The organism is Mesorhizobium captivum (assembly GCF_033977165.1).
In the GTDB taxonomy this organism is placed as follows: Bacteria; Pseudomonadota; Alphaproteobacteria; order Rhizobiales; family Rhizobiaceae; genus Mesorhizobium; species Mesorhizobium captivum.
The window spans coordinates 73,649-93,683 of the sequence record NZ_JAVIJB010000010.1; the positions used below are offsets into that span (position 1 = coordinate 73,649).

Below are 20,035 nucleotides of genomic sequence, written 5' to 3' on the forward strand. Positions count from 1 at the left end.
ACGCCTGAACGGATAAGAACGAATGCTGTATTTCTCGCGCCTGAAGATGGTCCTGATCTGGCTGGCCGTGGCCGTCACAGTGATCCTCGCCGCGCCCAACCTGTTCCCGACAAGCACGCTGGCGCAACTGCCGAACTGGGTGCCGAAGCGGCAGATGACGCTCGGCCTCGACCTTCAGGGCGGCTCGCACATCCTGCTCGAAATGAATCAGAACGATCTGATCAAGGACCGGATGGAGACGACGCGCGATGAGATCAGGACGCTGCTGCGCGATGCCAACCCCAAGATCAACTACACCGGCCTTTCCGGCTCCGGCCGCACCGTGCAGGTCCGCATCACGGACCCAGCTCAGCTCGACCAGGCCAAGAAGGTTCTGAAGCCACTGACCGACCCGGTGGCCGCCGGGCTGTTCAGCGGCGGCTCCATCCAGGAAATGTCGCTGGACGATTCCGAGCCGGGCCTGCTCAAGTTCACGGTCACCGACGCCGGCCTGAAATACCGGACCTCGACGGCGCTGACGCAGTCGATCGAAGTCGTCGAGCGGCGCGTCAACGAACTCGGCACCACTGAGCCGATCGTGCAGCGGCAGGGCGACGATCGCATCCTGGTGCAGGTGCCGGGCCTGCAGGATCCGCAGCGGCTGAAGGAAATCCTCGGCCAGACCGCCAAGCTGACCTTCCAGATGGTCGACCAGTCGATGCCCGTGCAGGATGCGCTGAAGGGCCGTCCGCCCGCCGGCTCTTCGGTCCTCTACTCGCAGGACGATCCACCGGTTCCCTATCTGATCGAGAACCGCGTCATCGTTTCAGGCGAGAATCTGGTCGACGCGCAGGCGACCTATAATTCTCAGACCAACGAGCCGGTGGTTTCGTTCCGTTTCGATTCCAAGGGTGCGACCCGCTTCGGCCAGGCGACGGCGCAGAATGTCGGCAAGCTGTTCGCCATCATCCTCGACAACCAGGTGATTTCTGCGCCGCAGATTCGCGAGCCGATCCTCGGCGGCACCGGCCAGATTTCCGGCAATTTCACGCCGCAGAGCGCCAACGACCTTGCCGTGCTGCTGCGCGCCGGCGCGCTGCCGGCGACGCTGACGGTGATCGAAGAGCGCACGGTGGGCCCGGGCCTCGGCCAGGACTCCATCCACGCCGGCAAGGTCGCGGGCGTGATCGGTTCGATCCTCGTGGTCGCCTTCATGTTCGTCGCCTACGGCTTCCTCGGCTTCCTCGCCAATATCGCGCTGGCCGTCCACGTGGCGATGATCGTGGCGCTGCTGTCGCTGCTGGGCGCCACGCTCACTCTGCCGGGCATCGCCGGTATCGTGCTCACCATCGGCATGGCGGTGGACTCCAACGTTTTGATCTACGAGCGCATCCGCGAGGAGCGGCGAAACGGCCGCTCGGTGATCCAGGCGATCGATACCGGCTTCTCCAAGGCGCTGGCGACCATCGTCGATTCCAACGTCACCTCGCTGATCGCGACCGTGGTGCTGTTCTGGCTGGGCACCGGTCCGGTCAAGGGCTTCGCCATCACCTACGCCATCGGCATCCTGACCACGGTGTTCACCGCCTTCACCTTCACCCGCATGCTGGTGTCGATCTGGCTGCGCCGCGCCCGTCCGAAGGAATTGCCGCGGGCGCCGGTCACCTTCATCCCGCCAGGCACCAAGATCCCGTTCATGGGCATTCGCCGCTGGACCTTCGCTTTGTCCAGCCTGTTGTCGATCCTGTCGGTCGTCGGGTTCCTCACCATCGACATCAATTACGGCATCGATTTCAAGGGCGGTTCGATGATCGAGGTGCAGTCCAAGCAGGGCGACGCCGATCTCGGCGACATCCGCAACAGGCTGTCCGAGCTCAATATCGGCGAGATCCAGGTGCAGCAGTTCGGCGCGCCGAACGACGTCCTGATCCGCGTCGGTACGCAGGATGCCGGCGAGAATGCCGAGCAGACCGTCATCGACAAGGTGCGGGGCGAACTGCAGGACCAGTATGATTTCCGCCGCGTCGAGGTGGTGGGGCCGACCGTTTCCGGCGAACTTGCCAAGCAGGGCACGATCGCGATGCTGATCGCTCTGGTCGGCATCCTGCTCTATGTCTGGTTCCGCTTCGAATGGCAGTTCGCGGTCGGCGCCATCGTCGCCACGGTGCACGATGTGGTGATGACGATCGGCTTCTTCGTCCTAACCGGGCTGGAGTTTAACCAGTCGTCGCTGGCGGCGATCCTGACCATCATCGGCTATTCGCTGAACGACACCATCGTCGTCTATGACCGCGTCCGCGAGGATCTTCGAAGATACAAGAAGATGCCGCTGCCGCAGCTCTTGAACAACGCCATCAACGAGACGCTGTCCAGAACGACGCTGACCTCGGTGACCACCATCCTGGCGCTGTTGGCGCTGGTGCTGTTCGGCGGCGAGGTGATCCGCTCGTTCACGCTGGCGATGCTGTTCGGCGTGGTGTTCGGCACCTATTCGTCGATCTTCATTGCCGCGCCGCTGCTGATCCTCTTCAAGCTCAGGCCGCAGGCCGCGACCGCCGAAGAGGAGCAGAAATCGGCGAACGGCAAGGCCGTGGCGACCTGACGCCGTCAGAGCCGGATGATTTCAGGTCGAGTCGACCTGAAATCTGAATCCGGCTCTAAATCAATGAGATAGAGCATGATGTCGTCCGAAAACCGCTCCGCACTTTTCGGCATCATGCTCTAGACCCATGGCCAAAGGCATCGTCATCCGCGAGGCGCATTTCCCGGGCCGGGCGCCGATCGAAGCCTACGGCAATGGCGGCTTCCGCTTTGCCGACATGTCGCATCGCGGCTCGCTTCTGTTCCTGCCGTCCGGCATTCATGGCTGGGAGCCGGCGGATCCGCTGGCGCTGAAAGTTTCGGACTTCGACAAGCTGTTCGCTGAAGCCGACAGGATAGAGATCCTGCTGGTCGGCACCGGCAAGGATCTGCGGCCGCTGCCGGCGGCGTTGCGCTCCGCGTTCAAGGAGGCCGGTATCTCGGCCGATCCGATGTCGACGGGAGCGGCGGTGCGGACCTACAACGTGCTTCTGGCCGAAGACCGCGCCGTGGCCGCAGCGCTGATTGCCGTCGATTGAATGGCCGTCGGTTCAACCATCGTCGTGGACGCGGTGCGCGCCGCCGACCCTGACCGCTATCTCTCGGCACTCTACGCGCCGGCCGGCAAGCGCGCCGCGCTGTTCGCGCTCTATGCCTTCAATGCCGAGATCGCCAGCGTGCGCGACCGCATCCACGAGCCGCTGCCGGGCGAGGTGAGGCTGCAGTGGTGGCGCGATGTCATCATGGCCGAGGGTGAGGCGGATACAGGCCATCCGACCGCCGATGCGCTGAGGGCGGCGATCGCCGCCAACCACCTGCCGAAGGCTGCCTTCGACAACATGCTCGAAGCCCGCATCTTCGACCTTTATGACGACCCGATGCCATCGCGGACCGACCTCGAGGGCTATTGTGGCGAGACCGCCGCCGCGCTGATCCAGCTTGCGGCGATGGCGCTCGATCCAACCGCCGCGCCGCGCTTTGCCGAACTGGCGGGCAGGGCCGGTTGCGCGCAAGCCATTACCGGCCTGCTGCTCTTGCTGCCGCTGCACCGCAGGCGGGGCCAATGCTACCTGCCAGCCGACATCCTGGCAGCCGCCGGGACGACACCGGAAGAGTTCGTCAAAGGCGAGGGCGATGCTGCCGCGGAGCGAGCGGTGGCGGCGATGATCGCGCTGGCGCGGGAGCATCTCGGCGCCTTCGAGAGGGGCGCGTCGGCGCTCCCCGTGTCGCTGCGCCCCGCCTTCCTGCCACTGGCGCTGACACGCGCCTATCTCGACAAGATGGAAAAGGCGGGTCGATCTCCACTCGCCGACACTGCGACGCTCTCGGCCTTGCGCCGGCACTGGCTGCTCTTGCGTCATGCAATGCGCGGCTGGCCGACCCTTTGACGTAAACGTCAATTGTGCTAGGGGTTCTGCCGCGTGGACTCGCGTCAAAGAAATGCGAGCCGCCGGAGGAGCCGCATTTCCATGAGCCTGCCAGTCCTGGTCGTCCTTGTCGTGTTCGGCATCGCGCTGTCGGTCGCGGCCGTGCATTTCACCGGTGGCACGACGACCGCTACGCTTTCGAGCGCGGACCAAGCGCTCGCGCGTTTCGGCGAGGATTTTCCTGACGAAAAGCCCCATGCTGTGCGGCTGACATCGGACAGGCACGCAGCGTTCCTCGAACTAGGCCCGCGTCGCTGCGGCATCGTCCAGAGCATCGGCGACTGTTTCCTGACGCGCATCGTCACGCGGCACGACGTTCTCGCGCTGACGAGGGAAGGAAACGTCGTGACCCTCAGGCTGAACGACTTCGCCTGGAAGGGCGGGAAGTTTGCCTTTGCCGACAAAGCTGACGCGCAGGCGGTGGCAGCGATGCTGCAGGTTCACGATCAAACCCAAAAGGCAGCAGCGTGATGGACGACTATAATTTTCCCCAGGTCACCCAGCTCGCGATTCCGTTTTTCGTCACCGCGATCCTGATCGAGCTCTGGCTGGTGCGCACCGGCCGCGCCAAGGGTTCGTTCGAGACGCGCGACACGCTGGCCAGCCTGATGATGGGAACCGGCAATGTCGTTGCCGGCCTGCTGCTCGGCGTCGTGTCCTACTGGGCGCTGCTGTGGCTCTGGCAATTTCGCTTCTTCAATCTCGGCCTGTCGATCTGGGTGTTTGTCGCCGCTTTCCTGCTCGATGATTTGCGCTACTACGTCTATCACCGCATCGCGCACCGGGTGCGCTGGGTGTGGGCCGAGCACGTCAACCACCATTCCAGCCAGCACTACAATCTCTCGACCGCGCTCAGGCAGAGTTGGACTGGCCTCTTGACCTTCACCTTCATCCTGCAGGCGCCGCTGGTGCTGCTCGGCTTCCATCCGGCCGTGATCGCCTTCGTCTTCGGCTTCAACCTCGTCTGGCAGTTCTGGATCCACACCGAGGCGATCGGCAAGATCTGGGGCTGGTTCGAATTCATCTTCAACACGCCATCGCACCACCGTGTCCACCACGCCACCAATCCGCGCTATCTCGACGCGAACTTCGCCGGCACGCTGATCATCTGGGACCGCATGTTCGGTACCTTCGTGGAGGAGCTGAAGGAGGACCGGCCGCGCTACGGCATCGTCAAGAACATCGGCACCTTCAACCCGCTGAAGGTGGCGTTCCACGAATGGATAGGCATGTTCAAGGATGCGGCTATGTCGGGGCTGACACTTCGCCAGCGCCTCAACTATCTCATCCAGCCGCCCGGCTGGAGCCATGACGGCTCGCGTGACACGTCGGAGACGCTGAAGGCGGCCTATGTGAGGAGAAATCCGGGTGAGGCGGGGAAGGCCGGGTTGCCGGTGGCGGGCGCGGAGCCGGCGGAGTAGTTAGCCGTCAGGCTGGTTCGCTCGAATCGTCAGCTGGAGGACCGCTTGCGGCTCTTGTCCGCTGGGCGAAGAGCTCTCGCAGCCGGGCGTCAACTTCTTCCATTGGGACGCTTGGCCTCGGGTCCTCGAGCGACGCCTTCACGCGTGCCCGGATCGACGCGATGCGCTCAGCATATTCTTCCTCCTCGCGCTGGAAGGCGCGGAGTGCGGCGCGGATGACTTCGCTCGCCGATCCGAAGGAGCCGTCCTCGACCTTTTCGCGGATCATGCGCGCCATGGCTGGCGTGACGGTGATCGACAGTTTCTCGGCGGATTCCATGGCATCGCTCCATGCCTATAAGGTAGGACGATATCCTACTTTATATGGGTCGTCCAACCGGAGCCGAAAAGATTATTCGGCAGCCTGCGCCTGCGCCGGTAGCCCAAGCCATTGCCTGCAATCCGCCAGCGCGCGAGAAGTGATGGCGTGTCTTTTGGCGACGGTTTTGTCCTTGCCGCGCAGGCGCTTGCCTTCATTCCTCGGCGCCTCGACCGGTGGGAACAGGCCGAAATTGACGTTCATCGGCTGGAAGGAGCGTTTTCCGGGCTCGTCGTCCGAGACGATGTGGCCGCCGGTAATGTGGTTGAGCAGCGCGCCAAAGGCGGTGGTTGGCGGCGGCCGCGAAGCTGCCTGGCCGAGCCTCTCGGCGGCGGCGAAACGGCCGGCAAGCAGTCCGATCGCGGCGCTTTCGACATAGCCCTCGCAGCCGGTGATCTGGCCGGCAAAGCGCAGCCCCGGCCGCGATTTGAGCTGCAGCGACGGATCGAGCAGCGTCGGCGAGTTGATGTAGGTGTTGCGGTGCAGGCCGCCGAGGCGGACGAACTCGGCGTTTTCGAGCCCTGGAATGGTGCGGAAGATGCGCACCTGCTCGGCATGCTTCAGCTTGGTCTGGAAACCGACCATGTTGTAGAGCGTGCCCAGCGCATTGTCCTGGCGGAGTTGCACCACGGCATAGGCCTTGACCGACGGATTGTGGACGTTGGTCAGGCCCATCGGCTTCATCGGCCCATAGCGCAGCGTCTCGACGCCGCGCTCCGCCATCACCTCGATCGGCAGGCAGCCGTCGAAATAGGGCGTGCCTTCCCACTGCTTGAACTCGGTTTTTTGCCCCTCCAGCAACGCCGCTACGAAGCCGAGATACTGCTCCTTGTCCATCGGACAGTTGATGTAGTCCTTGCCGGTGCCGCCCGGACCGACCTTGTCGTAGCGCGACTGGAACCAGCAGATGTTCATATCGATCGTGTCGAAATGCACGATCGGCGCGATGGCGTCGAAGAAGGCCAGCGCATCGGCGCCTGTTGCCTCGGCGATCGACTGGGCAAGCGAGGGCGCAGTCAGCGGCCCGGTGGCGATGATCGCCTGGTCCCACTCCGTCGGCGGCAGTCCAGGGACTTCCTCGCGCTGGATGGTGATCAGCGGATGCGCTTCGATCTTCTTGGTCACCGCATCAGAAAAGCCGTCGCGGTCGACGGCCAGCGCGCCACCGGCCGGTACCTGATGCGCGTCGCCGGCGCTCATGATCAGCGAGCCGGCGAGCCGCATTTCGGCATGCAGCAGGCCGACCGCATTGGTCTCGGCGTCGTCGGAGCGGAAGGAATTGGAGCAGACCAGCTCGGCCAGCCCGTCGGTCTTGTGCGCGTCGGTGCCGCGCACCGGGCGCATTTCATGCAGCACGACCGGAACGCCGGCCTTGGCGATCTGCCATGCGGCTTCGGATCCGGCGAGGCCGCCGCCGATGACGTGAACAGGATTTATGCTCATGAACGCCGAAATAGTCGCTTGGCGCAGCGAATGCAATTGCCGGATTCGACCCGGCTGAAGCGGAAGACTGCCTCAACTTTGTTTCTACGCAATTCCGGACGGAAAACCGTAAAACACTTTTCCTGGAATTGCTCCAAAAACAACAACACCCGCCGGGGGAGGAGGTCCGGCGGGTGTCGTTTTTGGGGTCGATCCTCGGGAGGAGGTGAAGATCGACCATATTCGTCATCGCCGGGGAGGAGGTCGGCTTTGACGAAATTCCTTCCGCCAATTGAAAAGGGGCGGATCCTTTCTGGAAAACAACGCCCGCCGGGGGAGGAGGTCCGGCGGGCGCCGTTTCGGTGGTCAACCCTCGGGAGGAGGTGAAGGTTGACCGTATCCGTCAGGGTCGGGGAGGAGGTCGACCCTGGCGAAATTCCTATTAAACCGCCTTGCGGGCGATCATCTTGATCTCGTCGCGAACGATGCCGAGATCATGGAGCTGGCGGTTCGAAAGCCGACCCAGCTCGGAAACCGTCTCGCGATAAACGCGCCAGTTGCGATAGCTGCGGATCAGGTTCATTGCCTTACTCTTTCAAAACTGGTTCGGACCATTCGCGGTCCGAAGCGGATTAGACCGCCTTGCGGGCGACGTAGTGGATGTCGCTGCGGCTAATGCCGAGGTCGGTCAGTTCACGGTTCGACAGGCGGCTCAGCTCGGAAACGGTGTCCCGGTAGCGGCGCCAGTTGCGGTAGTTGCGGATCAGGTTCATGGTAGTGCTCGTTTCGTCTTTGGTTCGGATCATTCCGTTTGTGTACGAACAGAAAATAGGTGGGATCATATCGGTTTAAAAGTGCGATTGGCGCATGGCAGCAATGCAAATTGTGCAATGCAACATTAACGGCCATTCACGCTTGCGATACAAAGAAGACCGAATCGGAAAATGCCGCTGCGTCAACGGTTTGGGCCGCGCGGCTAAAAAAATGACCAAGCTCGGGGGAAACGCATGGCGGGCTATGCGACGAAGGTGAGGGCGGATATCGCCCGCTGGCGGGACGCGGGCCTGATCGATGCGGCGACGGCAGACGCCTTGGCGCGCGACGTGGCCGTCAACGAACGAGCGTCGCTGAGCTTCGGCTCGATCCTGGCGATAATGGCCGCACTGCTGTTCGGCGCCGCGATCCTGATCTTTGTCGCGGCCAACTGGGAAGCCATTCCGCGGCTGGCGCGCGTGGCGGCGCTGTTTGCCGTCATCGTCGGCGGCTATGTCGGCGGCGCATTCTTGAAGACACGCGACCATGCAGCGATCGGCGAGGCGTTGTGGATTGTCGCCGCCGCGGCCTTCGGCGGTTCGATTGCGCTGATCGGCCAGATGTATCATCTGTCGGGCGACGAGGCCTCGGCGCTGCTGACTTGGTGCGCCGGCACAGCGCTCGCGGCGACCGCATTGCGCTCGAACCCGCTCACCGTCACCTCCGTCGGCATCGCCGACGCCTGGCTGTTCCTCAAATGGGGCGGATTTTTCCGCCGCGCCGAGTTTCCGTATCTTTTCGCCGCCATTGCGCTGGTGCTGTTCGCCATTTCATTCTGGACACGCAGCCAGGCGGCGCGGCACCTGATCGTCCTGTCGATCCTGTTCTATCTCGTGCTGCTGGCGATGGACCACAACACGCTCCAGGTCGCCATTCCGCTCGTGCTCGTCTCGGCGCTGCTGTTCGCGGCTGCGATCTTCGCAGCCGAACCTGTCGACAGGATCGTCCAACTCGGCGGCCGGCTGCCCTTGCACGCGCTCATCGGCTTTCTTGCCGGCCTGGCGATGGTCCAGTTCGAATTGGCCGACGAGGCGAGCTACAACGGCGGCTTTGCCATTGCCTCGGCGATTGCGCTTGCCGGCATCGTCGCGGCGATCACGCTCGGCGGCCGCGAGAGCCGGGGCTTGCGCTGGGTGGCCTATGCCGGCTTCGCCTTCGAACTCGCGATCATCTATGTGGTGATGCTGCAATCGATGCTCGACACGGCCGGCTTCTTCCTTGCCGCGGCCGTGCTGCTCGGCATCCTGGCGCTGATAATCATCCGCGTTGAAAGACGCATGAGGGCGCCAGGAGGAGCAGCGGCATGACCGGGAAACGACTGATCATCGCGGCATTGATGCTGGGACTTGTCCAGGTCGGTTTCCTCAGCTGGATCATCGCCGGGCGCGCGGCCACCCTGCGCAACGGCAAGGAAGTCCTGCTCAAGATCGAGCCCGTCGATCCGCGCGATCTCCTGCGCGGCGACTATATTGCGATCGGCAACAACATATCGCGGATCCCGGTGAAGCTGATCGCCAACATTCCGCCAGGCAAGTTCTCCAGTGACGACACATCGCTCGTGGTGCGGCTGAAGAAGGGCACCGACGGCTATTGGCAGCCGACGGCTGCATGGTTCGGCCAGGCGCCCGCGCCGGCCGGCCCGGACGAAGCCGACATAAGAGGGCACGTCGCCGAGGGCTGGGATCTGCGCTCGCCCGATGTGACGATCGCGCCGGAATACGGGATCGAACGGTTCTATCTGCCGGAAGGCGAAGGCATGGCGATCCAGAACGACATGCGCGTGCGGCCGTTCGGCATCAAGCTGGCGCTCTCGGCCAATGGCACGGCGCAGATCAAGGCGCTGATGGACGGCGACAAGACGCTGTTCGAGGAGCCGCTTTATTAGGGTGTATAGGGCCGCGGCGTCAGCGCGACGGTTCGCGCTAGCAAAGGTCCCGGTTATCGCTGGATATCGCCTGTCTCGGCGATGATTTTGGGATAGGGACCGATCAAGATCGTGTAGCTGAAGTCCGCTACGCCTTTTTCCTGCTTGTGTGTCGAGGGCCTGCGCACAATCCAGTCGTAGATGCCCGAGACCATGCAGCGGTCGTTGGCGCAACTGACCACAATGCTGTCATTGCGGACCTTGTATGCCCGTTCAGGCCATCGCTGATAATAGTTCCTCTTGTCCTGAACGATCGAACTGAGGTTCGTCAACTTGCCATGATAGTCGACCGTGGGAGCGTAGGACGCCTGAACTTGAGCAAGAGCGAAGTCGTTGTTGTCGCCATGATGCTCGATGAGATCCCGGACGAAGGCGACCGCAACGCTTTCCGGCTGTTGCCTGGCGTCGGGTGCAGAAGCAGGCGCGGGCGCAGGATTTGGCGTCGTTGACATCTGCGATGCATCTGCTAGCGATTGGTTCGCTGCGGCATTGGTCACACGCAACTCTGCCATTTCGCTGGCCGATAAGTACCTTATGTCATGCCTGTCATAGCTCGAAGCCAATTCCATCAGCTTGGGATCCACTCCCATCTCGATTACATAGGCTATGATTGCGGCCGTGCCGAACTGGACACGGGCCTTCGCTTCTTCATTGGACATCCCGTCAGCCGGTTTGAGGGACGGCCGATGAATGCCGATGGAGCCTGGTTCGGCAACACGGTGGACGCCACCCAAGAAGGCCAGTGAGCAGGCTGAAGCGCACTGCAATTGGCGAAGCTGAAGAGTATCCAACCCTGCCGCGCGGATCATGCGTCCCAAGCGAATCGCACTGCCGACGTTGCCGCCGGGGGAGTTGAATACGATCACCCTGGCCCTGCTGGTCGCGACCGCGTCGTCAAAGGCGTTCAGGGGTTCATTGGCGCCAAACTCACCGGAGACAATAAGCATTGGCTGCCGGCCCGGAGAGGAAGCCGAAGTGTACTCTAAGGCGTCAACGTGACAAGTCGCTGCCGCGACAGCCGACCCAACCCCCAGAACCAGAGAAACTACGCGCACAATCTGACAGAGCCCCCACCTGCCTATTGCAAGTAAGAACCTGTTAACGGGCTATTTCAAGGGCAATCGGAGCGCAAAAGCGGCATTGTCTCCGCGAGCGTAAGCGCCTTGCTTGCGCCGCCAGGAGTTGATGCCTCCGGTCCTCCCCTGCCCAGACTTCGGGAGGTCCCTTTGTCCACTGATCTGTCAGGCAGGCTGCCACCCGAAGCTCGAAGAGCGAAGGGTGGTGCGGATGAAGGGACTCGAACCCCCACGCCTTTCGGCACTGGAACCTAAATCCAGGGCGTCTACCAATTCCGCCACATCCGCGTTCCCCGGCAATCCCATGTAGCCATCATTCTGTCAATGTCGGGGTCCAGATCACGGTCATTCGCGTAATCGCGAAGATGGTTGAAAATTAGCCTAGCCTGTGACAAAAGGCGTGTCGAATGTGACGGGACGCGACTATCCGCTTCTGCAGAATGTAAGAAGAAGTAGGAAAAACAAAGACTTCTTCACATTTTTGGAAGCGCAGTTCAGGAGAGTTTGAGCCGCATTAGCGGTCAAATCGCCGGGTTCCGTACCAAAAGCCATTTCCGGCAAGATTATACCGGCAGGCTGTGAACGGCTAAGAACCGTTTGGCAGCCTCATTGGTGAAAACAAAGGTTTTAGGATGCAGGTCACCGAAACGCTCAATTCCGGTCTCAAGCGCGAGATCAAGATCACCGTGCCGGCCGGTGACATGGAAGCCAAGCTGATGGCGCGGCTGAACGATGCCCGCGACAAGGTGCGGATCAACGGCTTCCGCCCGGGCAAGGTACCGGTGCAGCACCTGCGCAAGATGTACGGCAAGTCGTTCATGGCCGAGGTCGTCAACGAGATCCTCAACGACTCGACCCGTTCGATCATCTCGGGCCGTGGCGAGAAGGCCGCGATGCAGCCCGAAGTGATCATGACCGAGGACGAGAAGGAAGCCGAGAAGATCCTGGCCGGCGGCGCCGATTTCGAATTCCGCCTCAATTACGAGGTCATCCCGGCGATCGAGATCAAGGATTTCTCCGACATCAAGGTGAAGCGTCAGGTCTATGACGTGCCGGAGACGGAAGTCGAAGACCAGGTGAAGCGGGTCGCCGAATCGGCGCGCAGCTACGAGCCCAAGGACGGCAAGGCCGCCGAAGGCGACCGTGTGACCATCGACTATGTCGGCAAGATCGACGGCGAGGCTTTCTCCGGCGGCGCCGGTACCGATCAGCCTCTGGTGCTCGGCTCCAAGGAATTCATCCCAGGCTTCGAGGACCAACTGATCGGCGCCAAGGCGGGGGACGAGAAGCAGGTCACCGTCACCTTCCCCGAGAATTACCAGGCGGCGCATCTGGCCGGCAAGGAAGCCACCTTCGACGTCACCGTCAAGGAAGTGGCGAAGCCCGGTGCGCTCGAGATCAATGACGAAACGGCCAAGAACCTCGGCCTGGAATCGCTGGAGCGCTTGCGCGATATCGTGCGCGGCCAGATCGAGAACCAGTTCGGTTCGATGACCCGCCAGAAGGTGAAGCGCCAGCTGCTCGACCAGCTCGATGCCGCCTATTCGTTCGAGGCGCCGTCGAAGCTCGTCGAGGCCGAGTTCAACAACATCTGGGCGCAGGTCAACCGCGATCTCGAAGCCGCCGGCCGGACCTTCGCCGACGAAGAGACGACGGAGGAAGAGGCGCGCGCCGAGTACATGCGTCTGGCAGAGCGCCGCGTGCGTCTCGGCCTGGTTCTGGCCGAGATCGGCGAGAAGGCCGGCGTCACCGTGTCGGATGAGGAGCTGCAGCGCGGCCTGTTCGAGCAGGTCCGCCGCTTCCCGGCCAACCAACAGCAGGAAGCCTTCGAGTTCTATCGCAGCAACCCCGAGGCGATCAATTCGCTGCGCGCGCCGATGTTCGAGGAGAAGGTCGTCGATTATTTGCTCGGCCAAATCTCGGTCGACGACATCAAGGTCAGCAAGGAAGAGCTGATGGCCGACGACGAGGAGGCAGAGACCGCGACCAAGGCAAAGCCGGCGAAGAAGGCTTCCTCGAAGAAGGCCGAGGCCAAGGCAAGTGAGGCAACGGCGGGCGAAGCCGCCGGCGAGGCCGAAGAGCCCAAGAAGAAGGCCGCGCCGAAGAAGAAGGCCGCCAAGGACGCCGAGTAAAAACGGCTCAATAACCTGATTTCGAAAGGCCGCCCTCGAGGCGGCCTTTTTCGTTGCTGTTCTTTGTTGTTGCGGCGCGGCAACACTACCAACTTCAGATGAATGGCCGCTGCTGGCGATACCGAACGTTGATGATTATCTGCGCGGTATCGCATTTCGCAGGGTCGTTTGGAGGCACAGGTGACAGTGGTATTCAAGCTGAGGGGCGTGGTGGTTGCCGCGGTGCTCTTGCTTGCCGCGGTCCATGCGGTTCAGGCCGGGCCCGATCTCGGCAACTGGCGCGTCGATGCCGCCGGCGACGGCCAGGTGACGGCGTCGCTTTACGCCACCAACAAGCTGATCACCGGCAACGGGGCGCTGGGCTACAGTCCGGTGCTGACGCTGGCCTGCCGGTCGGACGGCGAACCGCGCTGGAGCGAGTGGCTGCAGCTCAACGATGCGGTTTCGGCCAGCCGCAAGATCACTATGTCGGTCATGGTCGACGGCAGCAGCAAATTCGACGAGAGCTGGTCTGTCGGTCCGCGCGGCAAATTGCTGGTCAGGGAAGGCGATGACGGCATCAAACGGCTGGTTTCGGCGAGCCGGCTGTTGCTGTCATGGCGCTTTGGCCTGCTGTCGGGACGTGGCGAGGCCGATTTCGATCTCGCCGGACTCCCGGAGGCGATCGGCCAGATTGCTGCGAGCTGCAACACCGATCCGCCCTGATCGTTGCCGTTTGGAACAGGTTCGCAATCTCGGCGGCCCTCATCACCGCGTCCGTTTTAAGCCCTCGCAAAAACTGGCTTTTTCTACCCATTCAGACGATTCTGTGGTATGTAGGTGCCGCAATTCCACTGAAGAGGCGCGGATATTCCGCTCTACCCGTGCAAGGCACGCCAGCCGGGCTGGCGTGGTGCGGATCGTCCGGCGCAAACGACGATCAGGGAGGAAGTGCCATGCGCGCAACCGCGTTTTTCATCGTCTTGTCCGCCACGACATTTTTCGCGAGCCCCTCGCAGGCGCAGGATGCCGCCGCGGGCGAGAAGGTCTTCACCAAATGCAAGGTGTGCCATATCGCTGACAAGGACCAGAACAAGGTTGGTCCGTCGTTGAACGGCGTCATCGGGCGCACGGCGGGCACGCACCCTGGTTTCACCTATTCCGCGGCCATGACCGCTGCCGGAAAATCCGGCGTCAAATGGGACGAGCCCACACTGACAACGTATCTTCACGATCCCAAAGCCATGGTCAAAGGGACGAAGATGGCGTTTCCTGGCCTCAAGGACGATCAGGACATAGCCAACGTCATCGCTTACCTGAAACAGTTTTCCAAGTAAGCAGGGCCCTGCCAGGCTCCATTTAGTGGTCGCCTGCTTATTCCGAAGGAGGACGGTCGGCAATTGCGCTGCTGAATATCGCGTTCGGCGCCATCACGCCGGCAGCGCAAAAAATCCCAACAGCAGCAGAATAACTATGCCAAGGCCGAGTATGAGAAGCGTCCGCGTGTCCATGACGTTCACCTTCGCACTCTAAGAATACCGAAAAAGAACCTTTGGAGCCAGCACGCTGCTGCGGCCGACCCAAAGCGCGTAGCGATCTCTCAGGTCCGCTTCCATGCGCTTTAGATTTTTTGATTTTTCGCTTGTCTTGTCCCAAAACCGGTTCCCACTTTCGGGAGACATGCTTTGGGCCGGCGCCAGCCGGCAGGCGACAAATCGGGCGCAACGGAGTATGTTAGCGTTGGTGCAGGTCGCGGTTTGCGGGGCCAGCCATGCAGAGCGGTAGCACCGTGAGAACCCGCGACCTTGCCGGACCTGATCTGGAGGAACGGTCATGGCAAGCTTCCACGTGATTGCAGGTGCCAGCGAGACGCTGGAGCATACGAGAATTCGGAAGATCGGCGTATCCGACCTCTTCGACGCGCTCAGGCGCGGCGTCGAGGATTTTATGGTCAAGCCCTCGCATATCGTTTTTCTCTGCCTGATCTACCCGCTCGTCGGCGTCGTGCTCGCCGCCTGGACATCGGGAGCAAACGCGTTGCCTCTGCTGTTTCCGCTGGTGTCCGGCTTTGCGCTGATCGGTCCGTTTGCGGCGATCGGCCTCTATGAGATCAGCCGCAGGCGGGAAGCAGGGCTGGATGCTTCCTGGCGGCACGCTTTCGAGGTCAGGAATTCTCCGGCGTTGCCGGCGATCGCGGCGGTCGGGGTCATGCTGTTCGCAATCTTCATCACATGGCTTTTGACGGCGCAGATGTTCTACCAGTACCTCTTTGGCCCAGCTCCGCCGGAATCGATATCCAGCTTCATCAATGTGATATTCGCCACCGGACGCGGCTGGACGCTGATTATCCTGGGGCACGCCATCGGCTTCGTTTTCGCTGTCGTGGTCTTGTGCACGACGGTCATTGCTTTCCCGCTGTTGCTCGACCGGGACGTCGGCGCCTATGAAGCCATCCATACTTCGGTGCGTGCGGTGCTGGCGAACCCGATCGTAATGGCTGTCTGGGGGCTGATCGTCACTGTCGCCCTGATCATTGGCTCGGTGCCTGTATTCGCGGGACTGGCGGTGGTGCTGCCGGTCCTCGGTCACGCCACCTGGCATGTCTATCGCAAGGTCGTGGAACCGCCGGCCTCCCCCCGGCCGGCGAACTGAGCAGGTCCCTGTCATTGCGTGCCGGCGACGACGCAAGCGCCGTTCAGTAGGCCGGGTGGCTGAACCGCGCCTGACGCGCGCCTGTGGTCAAGTTGCGGAAATCCTTGCCGCTGACATGCACGAGCGTCTTGTGGTCGCCGCCCTCGAAATAGATGTCGGCGGCGTCGCCGAGGCTTTCGTCCAGAATGACCGGCACATCATAAGCCGCGCCGATCGGCGGTACGGCGCCGATGTCGCAATCATCGAAGAGCGATACGACCTCGTCCTCGGAAGCGAGCCCGAGGCGTTTGTCCATGACGTCCTGCAGCTTGTTGAGCTCGATCCTGTGGGTGCTTGGAACCACCGCCAACGCATAGCCGAGCTCGTGGTGAACGAGCACGGACTTCGCCATGATGCTGCCGGGCACATGCGCTGCGATGGCGCTCTGTCTGCTGGTGGCGGTCCGATGGTGCGCGACGGTGTCGTACGGGATTCCCTTGCCGTCGATAAAATCCCTCAGTCTGTTTGCTATCGTCATCTCCGCCTCCTTTGCTTGAGTTCACGATGCACCCGCCAAACCAAAATGGATTGGCGGCCTTATTGTTTCATGGCACGGGCGTCCGTCGTTTCAGGCCGGTTATGCTGCGGCTGGATTCAGATCGCGTGTCAGGGGCCGGGCCCGAAAAACGCGATACGGGTCAACAGCGTATAGTCGGCCTCGAAGACCATCATCGTCACGAAAACCAGAACCAGTATCGGCGGCAGGATGATCGCATACATCATCGCCAGCCGCTCCCAGGCCATATGCATGAAGACGGCAACGATCAATCCTGCCTTGAGCATCATGAAGATCAGGATCAGCGACCATCTGAGGTAGCCGTGGAGGCCGAAATAGTCGACCAGATAGGAGCAGGTGCTGAGAATGAACAGCCACGCCCAGACCACCAAATAGAGCTTGATCGGGTGTTCCTGATGCGTCTCCGCCTTGGCGACGGCCGTCGCGTCATGGGTGGGGTGCAGTGCGTGTTGTCCGAGACCGTTTGCGGTTGCTTCAGCCATATCTGCCTCTCAACAAAGCCTGCCTCTCACCAAAGATAGAAGAAGGCGAAGATGAACACCCAGACGAGGTCGACGAAGTGCCAGTAGAGGCCCATGATCTCGACATTCTCGTAACGACCCCGGCGGCTGGTGAAGAAGCCGGGCCGCCCGGTGTCGAAATCGCCCCGCCAGACTTTTCGCGCCACGATGATCAGAAAGATCACGCCGATCGTCACATGGGTGCCGTGGAAGCCGGTGATCATGAAGAAGCATGAGCCGAATTGCGCTGCGCCCCAGGGATTGCCCCAAGGCCGGACCCCTTCGGTGATGAGCTTGGTCCATTCGAAGGCCTGCATGCCGACGAAGGTCGCGCCGAGCGCTGCGGTCAAAAGCATCAGGATCGCGGTTTTGCGGCGGTCGCGCCGGTAACCGAAATTGACCGCCATGGCCATGGTTCCGCTGCTCGAGATCAGAACGAAAGTCATGATGGCGATCAGGATCAGCGGGATCTCCGAGCCGCCGATGCGCAAGGCGAAGACTTCGCTCGGATTCGGCCATGGCACGCGCGTGGAAATCCGCGCCGTCATGTAGGAGAGCAGGAAGCAGCCGAAGATGAAGGTGTCGCTGAGCAGGAAGATCCACATCATGGCCTTGCCCCAGGACACGTTCTTGAACGCGCGCTGATCCGAAGCCCAGTCGGCGGCGATACCGCGCAGGCCGTCGGGGCGGGCCATTGAGCTGGAATGTGTCAGTGTCGGCTCGGCCATCGCCGGTCTCCTAGGTCAGCAGCCTTTGGCAAATGTCGATGAGCGTCGCCGCCCAACCGGCCAGGACGGCGAAGATGCCGAGCCAGACGAAAAGCAGGAAATGCCAATACATGGCGCAGAGTTCGACGCTGAGGCGCAGCCGCTCCGGCCGCGCGCCGTACCAGGCGCCGACGCTCGTCCTGCCAAGGCCGACCAGCCCGCCCAGTATGTGCAGGCCGTGCATTGCAGTGATCAGGTAGAAGAAGCTGTTGGCCGGGTTGGATGCCAACGAATAGCCGTCCTCGGTCAGCTCCCTCCATGCCGTCAACTGGCCGGCCAGGAAGGCGAGGGCGGTCAGTCCGGCCGTCGCAAGACCGAGCCTGACCATGTCGATCTGGCCTCTGCGCGCGGCGACGACGGCGCATTGCAGCGCGACGCTGCTCAGCACCAGCACGCCGGTATTCAGCCAGAGCAGGCGCGGCAGCGGCAGCGGCCGCCAGTCCGACAGGCCCATGCGCATGAAGTAGGCGCTGGTGAACAGCGAGAACAGGCAGCCGACGACGGCGAGGAAGACACCAAGGCCGATCTTGGCGGTGGGCAGGGCCGACCGGTCGAGGCCGACGAAATCCCCGGCCATGCCTTGCTCGAGCCAGGGCTTCGCCAGCAGCCGCTGATGCGAAAGCCACCATCCGGCAAAGCCGGCGATGACGAGCAGGAAGACCAGGATGACGCTCATGCCGGCTCCCTGGAGGGGCCGAAAGAGCCCGGCACGTTCTGCGGTATGAAGTCCTCCTTGGCGCCCGGCACGCTGTAGTCATAGGCCCAGCGATAGACGATCGGCAGCTCCTTGCCGAAATTGCCGTGCGCGGGCGGCGTTTCAGGCGTCTGCCACTCGAGTGTGGTTGCCCGCCACGGGTTGCCGCCGGCCTCGCGGCCATGGCGGATGCTCCAGATCAGGTTGAACAGGAACACCATCTGAGCGAAGCCGACCATGAAGGCCATGATGCTGATGAACGAGTTCAGGTGGTGCGCCGACTCCGTCATGATGGTCATGTCGGTCAGTTCGGCGTAGCGCCGCGGAATGCCCATCAGGCCGAGATAATGCATGGGGAAGAAGATCAGGTAGGCGCCGAGGAAGGTGACCCAGAAATGGAAGCGGCCGAGCGTCTCGTCGAGCATGCGGCCGGTGACCTTCGGATACCAGTGGTAGATCGCGCCGAAGATCACCAGGATCGGCGCGACGCCCATGACCATGTGGAAATGAGCAACGACGAACATCGTGTCGGACAGCGGCACGTCGACGACGACATTGCCGAGGAACAGGCCCGTGAGGCCGCCATTGACGAAAGTGACGATGAAGGCCAGCGCGAACAGCATCGGTATCGTCAGGTGGATGTCGCCGCGCCACAGCGTCAGCACCCAGTTATAGACCTTGATAGCGGTCGGTATGGCGATGATCAAGGTGGTGGTGGCGAAGAAGAAGCCGAAATAGGGATGCATGCCGCTGACATACATGTGGTGCGCCCAAACCACGAAGCTCAGCGCGCCGATGGCGATGATGGCCCAGACCATCATGCGGTAGCCGAAGATGTTCTTGCGCGCATGGGTGCTGATCAGGTCGGACACGATGCCGAAGGCCGGCAGCGCGACGATGTAGACTTCCGGGTGGCCGAAGAACCAGAACAGATGCTGGAACAGGATCGGGCTGCCGCCATTGTGCTGCAGCTGCTCGCCCATTTCGACGATCGCCGGCATGAAGAAAGAGGTGCCGAGCAGGCGGTCGAGCAGCATCATCACACAAGCGACGAACAGCGCCGGGAAGGCGAGCAGCGCCATGACGGTGGCGGTGAAGATGCCCCAGACGGTGAGCGGCAGGCGCATCAAGGTCATGCCGCGCGTGCGCCCCTGCAGCACCGTCACGACATAGTTCAGGCCGCCCATGGTAAAGCCGATGATGAACAGGATGAGCGAGGAGAGCATCAGGATGATGCCCCAGTCCTGACCACCCGGCGTGCCGGTCATGATCGCCTGCGGCGGGTAGAGCGTCCAGCCCGCGCCCGTCGGCCCGCCCGGCGCAAAGAAGCTCGAGACCAGGACCAGCACGGCGAGCAGATAGACCCAGTAGCTCAGCATGTTGACATAGGGAAAGACCATGTCGCGGGCGCCGACCATCAGCGGGATCAGATAGTTGCCGAAGCCGCCGAGGAAGAGCGCGGTAAGCAGGTAGATCACCATGATCATGCCGTGCATGGTGATGAACTGGTAATAGGCCTCCGGAGTGATGAAGTCGAACGTGCCGGGAAAGCCGAGTTGCAGGCGCATCAGCCAGGACAGCACCAGCGCCACAAGGCCGATGGCCGTTGCCGTTGCCGAATACTGAACCGCTATGACCTTGGCGTCCTGCGAGAAGACATATTTCGTCCACCAGCTGTGCGGATGGTAGAGTTCCATCTCTCCGACTTCGGCGGGCGGAACGGCATCTGCGGGTGTGACGTCGACCATGGGAGCG

21 protein-coding genes and 1 tRNA gene are annotated in these 20,035 nt (G+C 62.2%); 11 read left to right on the forward strand and 11 right to left on the reverse strand.

Translation table 11 applies throughout. From position 1 onward, the window contains the following. Window positions 1–22 precede the first annotated feature (22 nt). The 5 genes from secDF (at window position 23) to RFM40_RS11260 (ending at window position 5,407) form a co-directional block, all read left to right on the forward strand. Window positions 23–2,581 carry a protein translocase subunit SecDF gene (secDF, locus tag RFM40_RS11240; protein WP_320277553.1) on the forward strand — a complete coding sequence of 853 codons (2,559 nt, stop codon included), beginning with the start codon at window positions 23–25 and terminating at the stop codon, window positions 2,579–2,581. Window positions 2,582–2,708: 127 nt separating this feature from the next. After that, complete coding sequence (locus tag RFM40_RS11245; RefSeq protein ID WP_320226580.1) at window positions 2,709–3,098, forward strand: Mth938-like domain-containing protein; 390 nt, start codon at window positions 2,709–2,711, stop codon at window positions 3,096–3,098. Further along, on the forward strand, window positions 3,099–3,947 hold the full coding sequence (locus tag RFM40_RS11250; protein WP_320226581.1) for a phytoene/squalene synthase family protein: 849 nt from the start codon (window positions 3,099–3,101) through the stop codon (window positions 3,945–3,947). 81 nt (window positions 3,948–4,028) lie between these two features. Further along, window positions 4,029–4,457 (forward strand): hypothetical protein, encoded by a 429-nt coding sequence (locus RFM40_RS11255; RefSeq protein WP_320226582.1) that lies wholly within the window; start codon window positions 4,029–4,031, stop codon window positions 4,455–4,457. Next, window positions 4,457–5,407: a sterol desaturase family protein gene (locus RFM40_RS11260; protein ID WP_320226583.1), complete on the forward strand. Its 951-nt coding sequence runs from the start codon at window positions 4,457–4,459 to the stop codon at window positions 5,405–5,407. Before RFM40_RS11255 ends, RFM40_RS11260 begins: the two co-directional genes overlap by 1 nt. Window positions 5,408–5,414: 7 nt before the next feature. Here RFM40_RS11260 and RFM40_RS11265 read toward each other — a convergent pair whose 3' ends face one another. The 4 genes from RFM40_RS11265 to RFM40_RS11280 all read right to left on the reverse strand — a co-directional run bounded on the left by RFM40_RS11265 (window position 5,415) and on the right by RFM40_RS11280 (window position 7,960). Beyond that, window positions 5,415–5,726: a type II toxin-antitoxin system ParD family antitoxin gene (locus RFM40_RS11265; protein WP_320226584.1), complete on the reverse strand. Its 312-nt coding sequence runs from the start codon at window positions 5,724–5,726 to the stop codon at window positions 5,415–5,417. A gap of 72 nt (window positions 5,727–5,798) precedes the next feature. Continuing rightward, on the reverse strand, window positions 5,799–7,208 hold the full coding sequence (gene trmFO, locus RFM40_RS11270; protein ID WP_320226585.1) for a methylenetetrahydrofolate--tRNA-(uracil(54)-C(5))-methyltransferase (FADH(2)-oxidizing) TrmFO: 1,410 nt from the start codon (window positions 7,206–7,208) through the stop codon (window positions 5,799–5,801). Between the two features lie 421 nt (window positions 7,209–7,629). Beyond that, entirely contained in the window at window positions 7,630–7,770 is a 141-nt protein-coding gene (locus RFM40_RS11275; RefSeq protein ID WP_071096637.1) for a DUF1127 domain-containing protein, read from the reverse strand. Window positions 7,771–7,819: 49 nt separating this feature from the next. Continuing rightward, a complete protein-coding gene (locus RFM40_RS11280; RefSeq protein WP_006335194.1) occupies window positions 7,820–7,960 on the reverse strand; it encodes a DUF1127 domain-containing protein in 141 nt (46 codons plus the stop codon). Between the two features lie 234 nt (window positions 7,961–8,194). Between RFM40_RS11280 and RFM40_RS11285 the strand changes: the two genes are divergently transcribed. Then, on the forward strand, window positions 8,195–9,307 hold the full coding sequence (locus tag RFM40_RS11285; RefSeq protein ID WP_320277554.1) for a DUF2157 domain-containing protein: 1,113 nt from the start codon (window positions 8,195–8,197) through the stop codon (window positions 9,305–9,307). Beyond that, a complete protein-coding gene (locus RFM40_RS11290) occupies window positions 9,304–9,885 on the forward strand; it encodes a GDYXXLXY domain-containing protein (protein ID WP_320226587.1) in 582 nt (193 codons plus the stop codon). The genes RFM40_RS11285 and RFM40_RS11290 overlap by 4 nt, the downstream gene beginning before the upstream one ends. A 53-nt stretch (window positions 9,886–9,938) precedes the next feature. On the opposite strand, the gene RFM40_RS11295 is transcribed toward RFM40_RS11290, so the two are convergent. Together RFM40_RS11295 and RFM40_RS11300 are read right to left on the reverse strand one after the other, a co-directional pair. Next, window positions 9,939–10,871, reverse strand: coding sequence for a COG3904 family protein (locus tag RFM40_RS11295; protein WP_320226588.1), 933 nt, complete (start codon window positions 10,869–10,871; stop codon window positions 9,939–9,941). 332 nt (window positions 10,872–11,203) lie between these two features. Continuing rightward, window positions 11,204–11,288, reverse strand: a tRNA-Leu gene (locus RFM40_RS11300). Between the two features lie 344 nt (window positions 11,289–11,632). On the opposite strand from RFM40_RS11300, the gene tig reads away from it, so the two are divergent. The 4 genes from tig to RFM40_RS11320 all read left to right on the forward strand — a co-directional run bounded on the left by tig (window position 11,633) and on the right by RFM40_RS11320 (window position 15,763). After that, on the forward strand, window positions 11,633–13,132 hold the full coding sequence (gene tig, locus RFM40_RS11305) for a trigger factor (RefSeq protein WP_320226589.1): 1,500 nt from the start codon (window positions 11,633–11,635) through the stop codon (window positions 13,130–13,132). Between the two features lie 180 nt (window positions 13,133–13,312). Beyond that, a complete protein-coding gene (locus RFM40_RS11310) occupies window positions 13,313–13,837 on the forward strand; it encodes a hypothetical protein (RefSeq protein ID WP_320226590.1) in 525 nt (174 codons plus the stop codon). A gap of 230 nt (window positions 13,838–14,067) precedes the next feature. After that, window positions 14,068–14,448: a c-type cytochrome gene (locus RFM40_RS11315; protein ID WP_320226591.1), complete on the forward strand. Its 381-nt coding sequence runs from the start codon at window positions 14,068–14,070 to the stop codon at window positions 14,446–14,448. A gap of 496 nt (window positions 14,449–14,944) precedes the next feature. After that, a complete protein-coding gene (locus RFM40_RS11320; protein ID WP_320226592.1) occupies window positions 14,945–15,763 on the forward strand; it encodes a DUF2189 domain-containing protein in 819 nt (272 codons plus the stop codon). Window positions 15,764–15,806: 43 nt separating this feature from the next. Here RFM40_RS11320 and RFM40_RS11325 read toward each other — a convergent pair whose 3' ends face one another. The 5 genes from RFM40_RS11325 to ctaD all read right to left on the reverse strand — a co-directional run bounded on the left by RFM40_RS11325 (window position 15,807) and on the right by ctaD (window position 20,028). Then, on the reverse strand, window positions 15,807–16,280 hold the full coding sequence (locus tag RFM40_RS11325; RefSeq protein ID WP_320226593.1) for an aminoacyl-tRNA deacylase: 474 nt from the start codon (window positions 16,278–16,280) through the stop codon (window positions 15,807–15,809). A gap of 128 nt (window positions 16,281–16,408) precedes the next feature. Continuing rightward, on the reverse strand, window positions 16,409–16,801 hold the full coding sequence (locus RFM40_RS11330) for a cytochrome C oxidase subunit IV family protein (protein WP_320226594.1): 393 nt from the start codon (window positions 16,799–16,801) through the stop codon (window positions 16,409–16,411). 26 nt (window positions 16,802–16,827) lie between these two features. Continuing rightward, complete coding sequence (locus RFM40_RS11335; RefSeq protein WP_320226595.1) at window positions 16,828–17,547, reverse strand: heme-copper oxidase subunit III family protein; 720 nt, start codon at window positions 17,545–17,547, stop codon at window positions 16,828–16,830. 10 nt (window positions 17,548–17,557) lie between these two features. Continuing rightward, window positions 17,558–18,262 (reverse strand): cytochrome c oxidase subunit 3, encoded by a 705-nt coding sequence (locus RFM40_RS11340; RefSeq protein ID WP_320226596.1) that lies wholly within the window; start codon window positions 18,260–18,262, stop codon window positions 17,558–17,560. After that, window positions 18,259–20,028: a cytochrome c oxidase subunit I gene (gene ctaD, locus RFM40_RS11345; protein ID WP_320226597.1), complete on the reverse strand. Its 1,770-nt coding sequence runs from the start codon at window positions 20,026–20,028 to the stop codon at window positions 18,259–18,261. Before ctaD ends, RFM40_RS11340 begins: the two co-directional genes overlap by 4 nt. Window positions 20,029–20,035 lie beyond the last annotated feature (7 nt).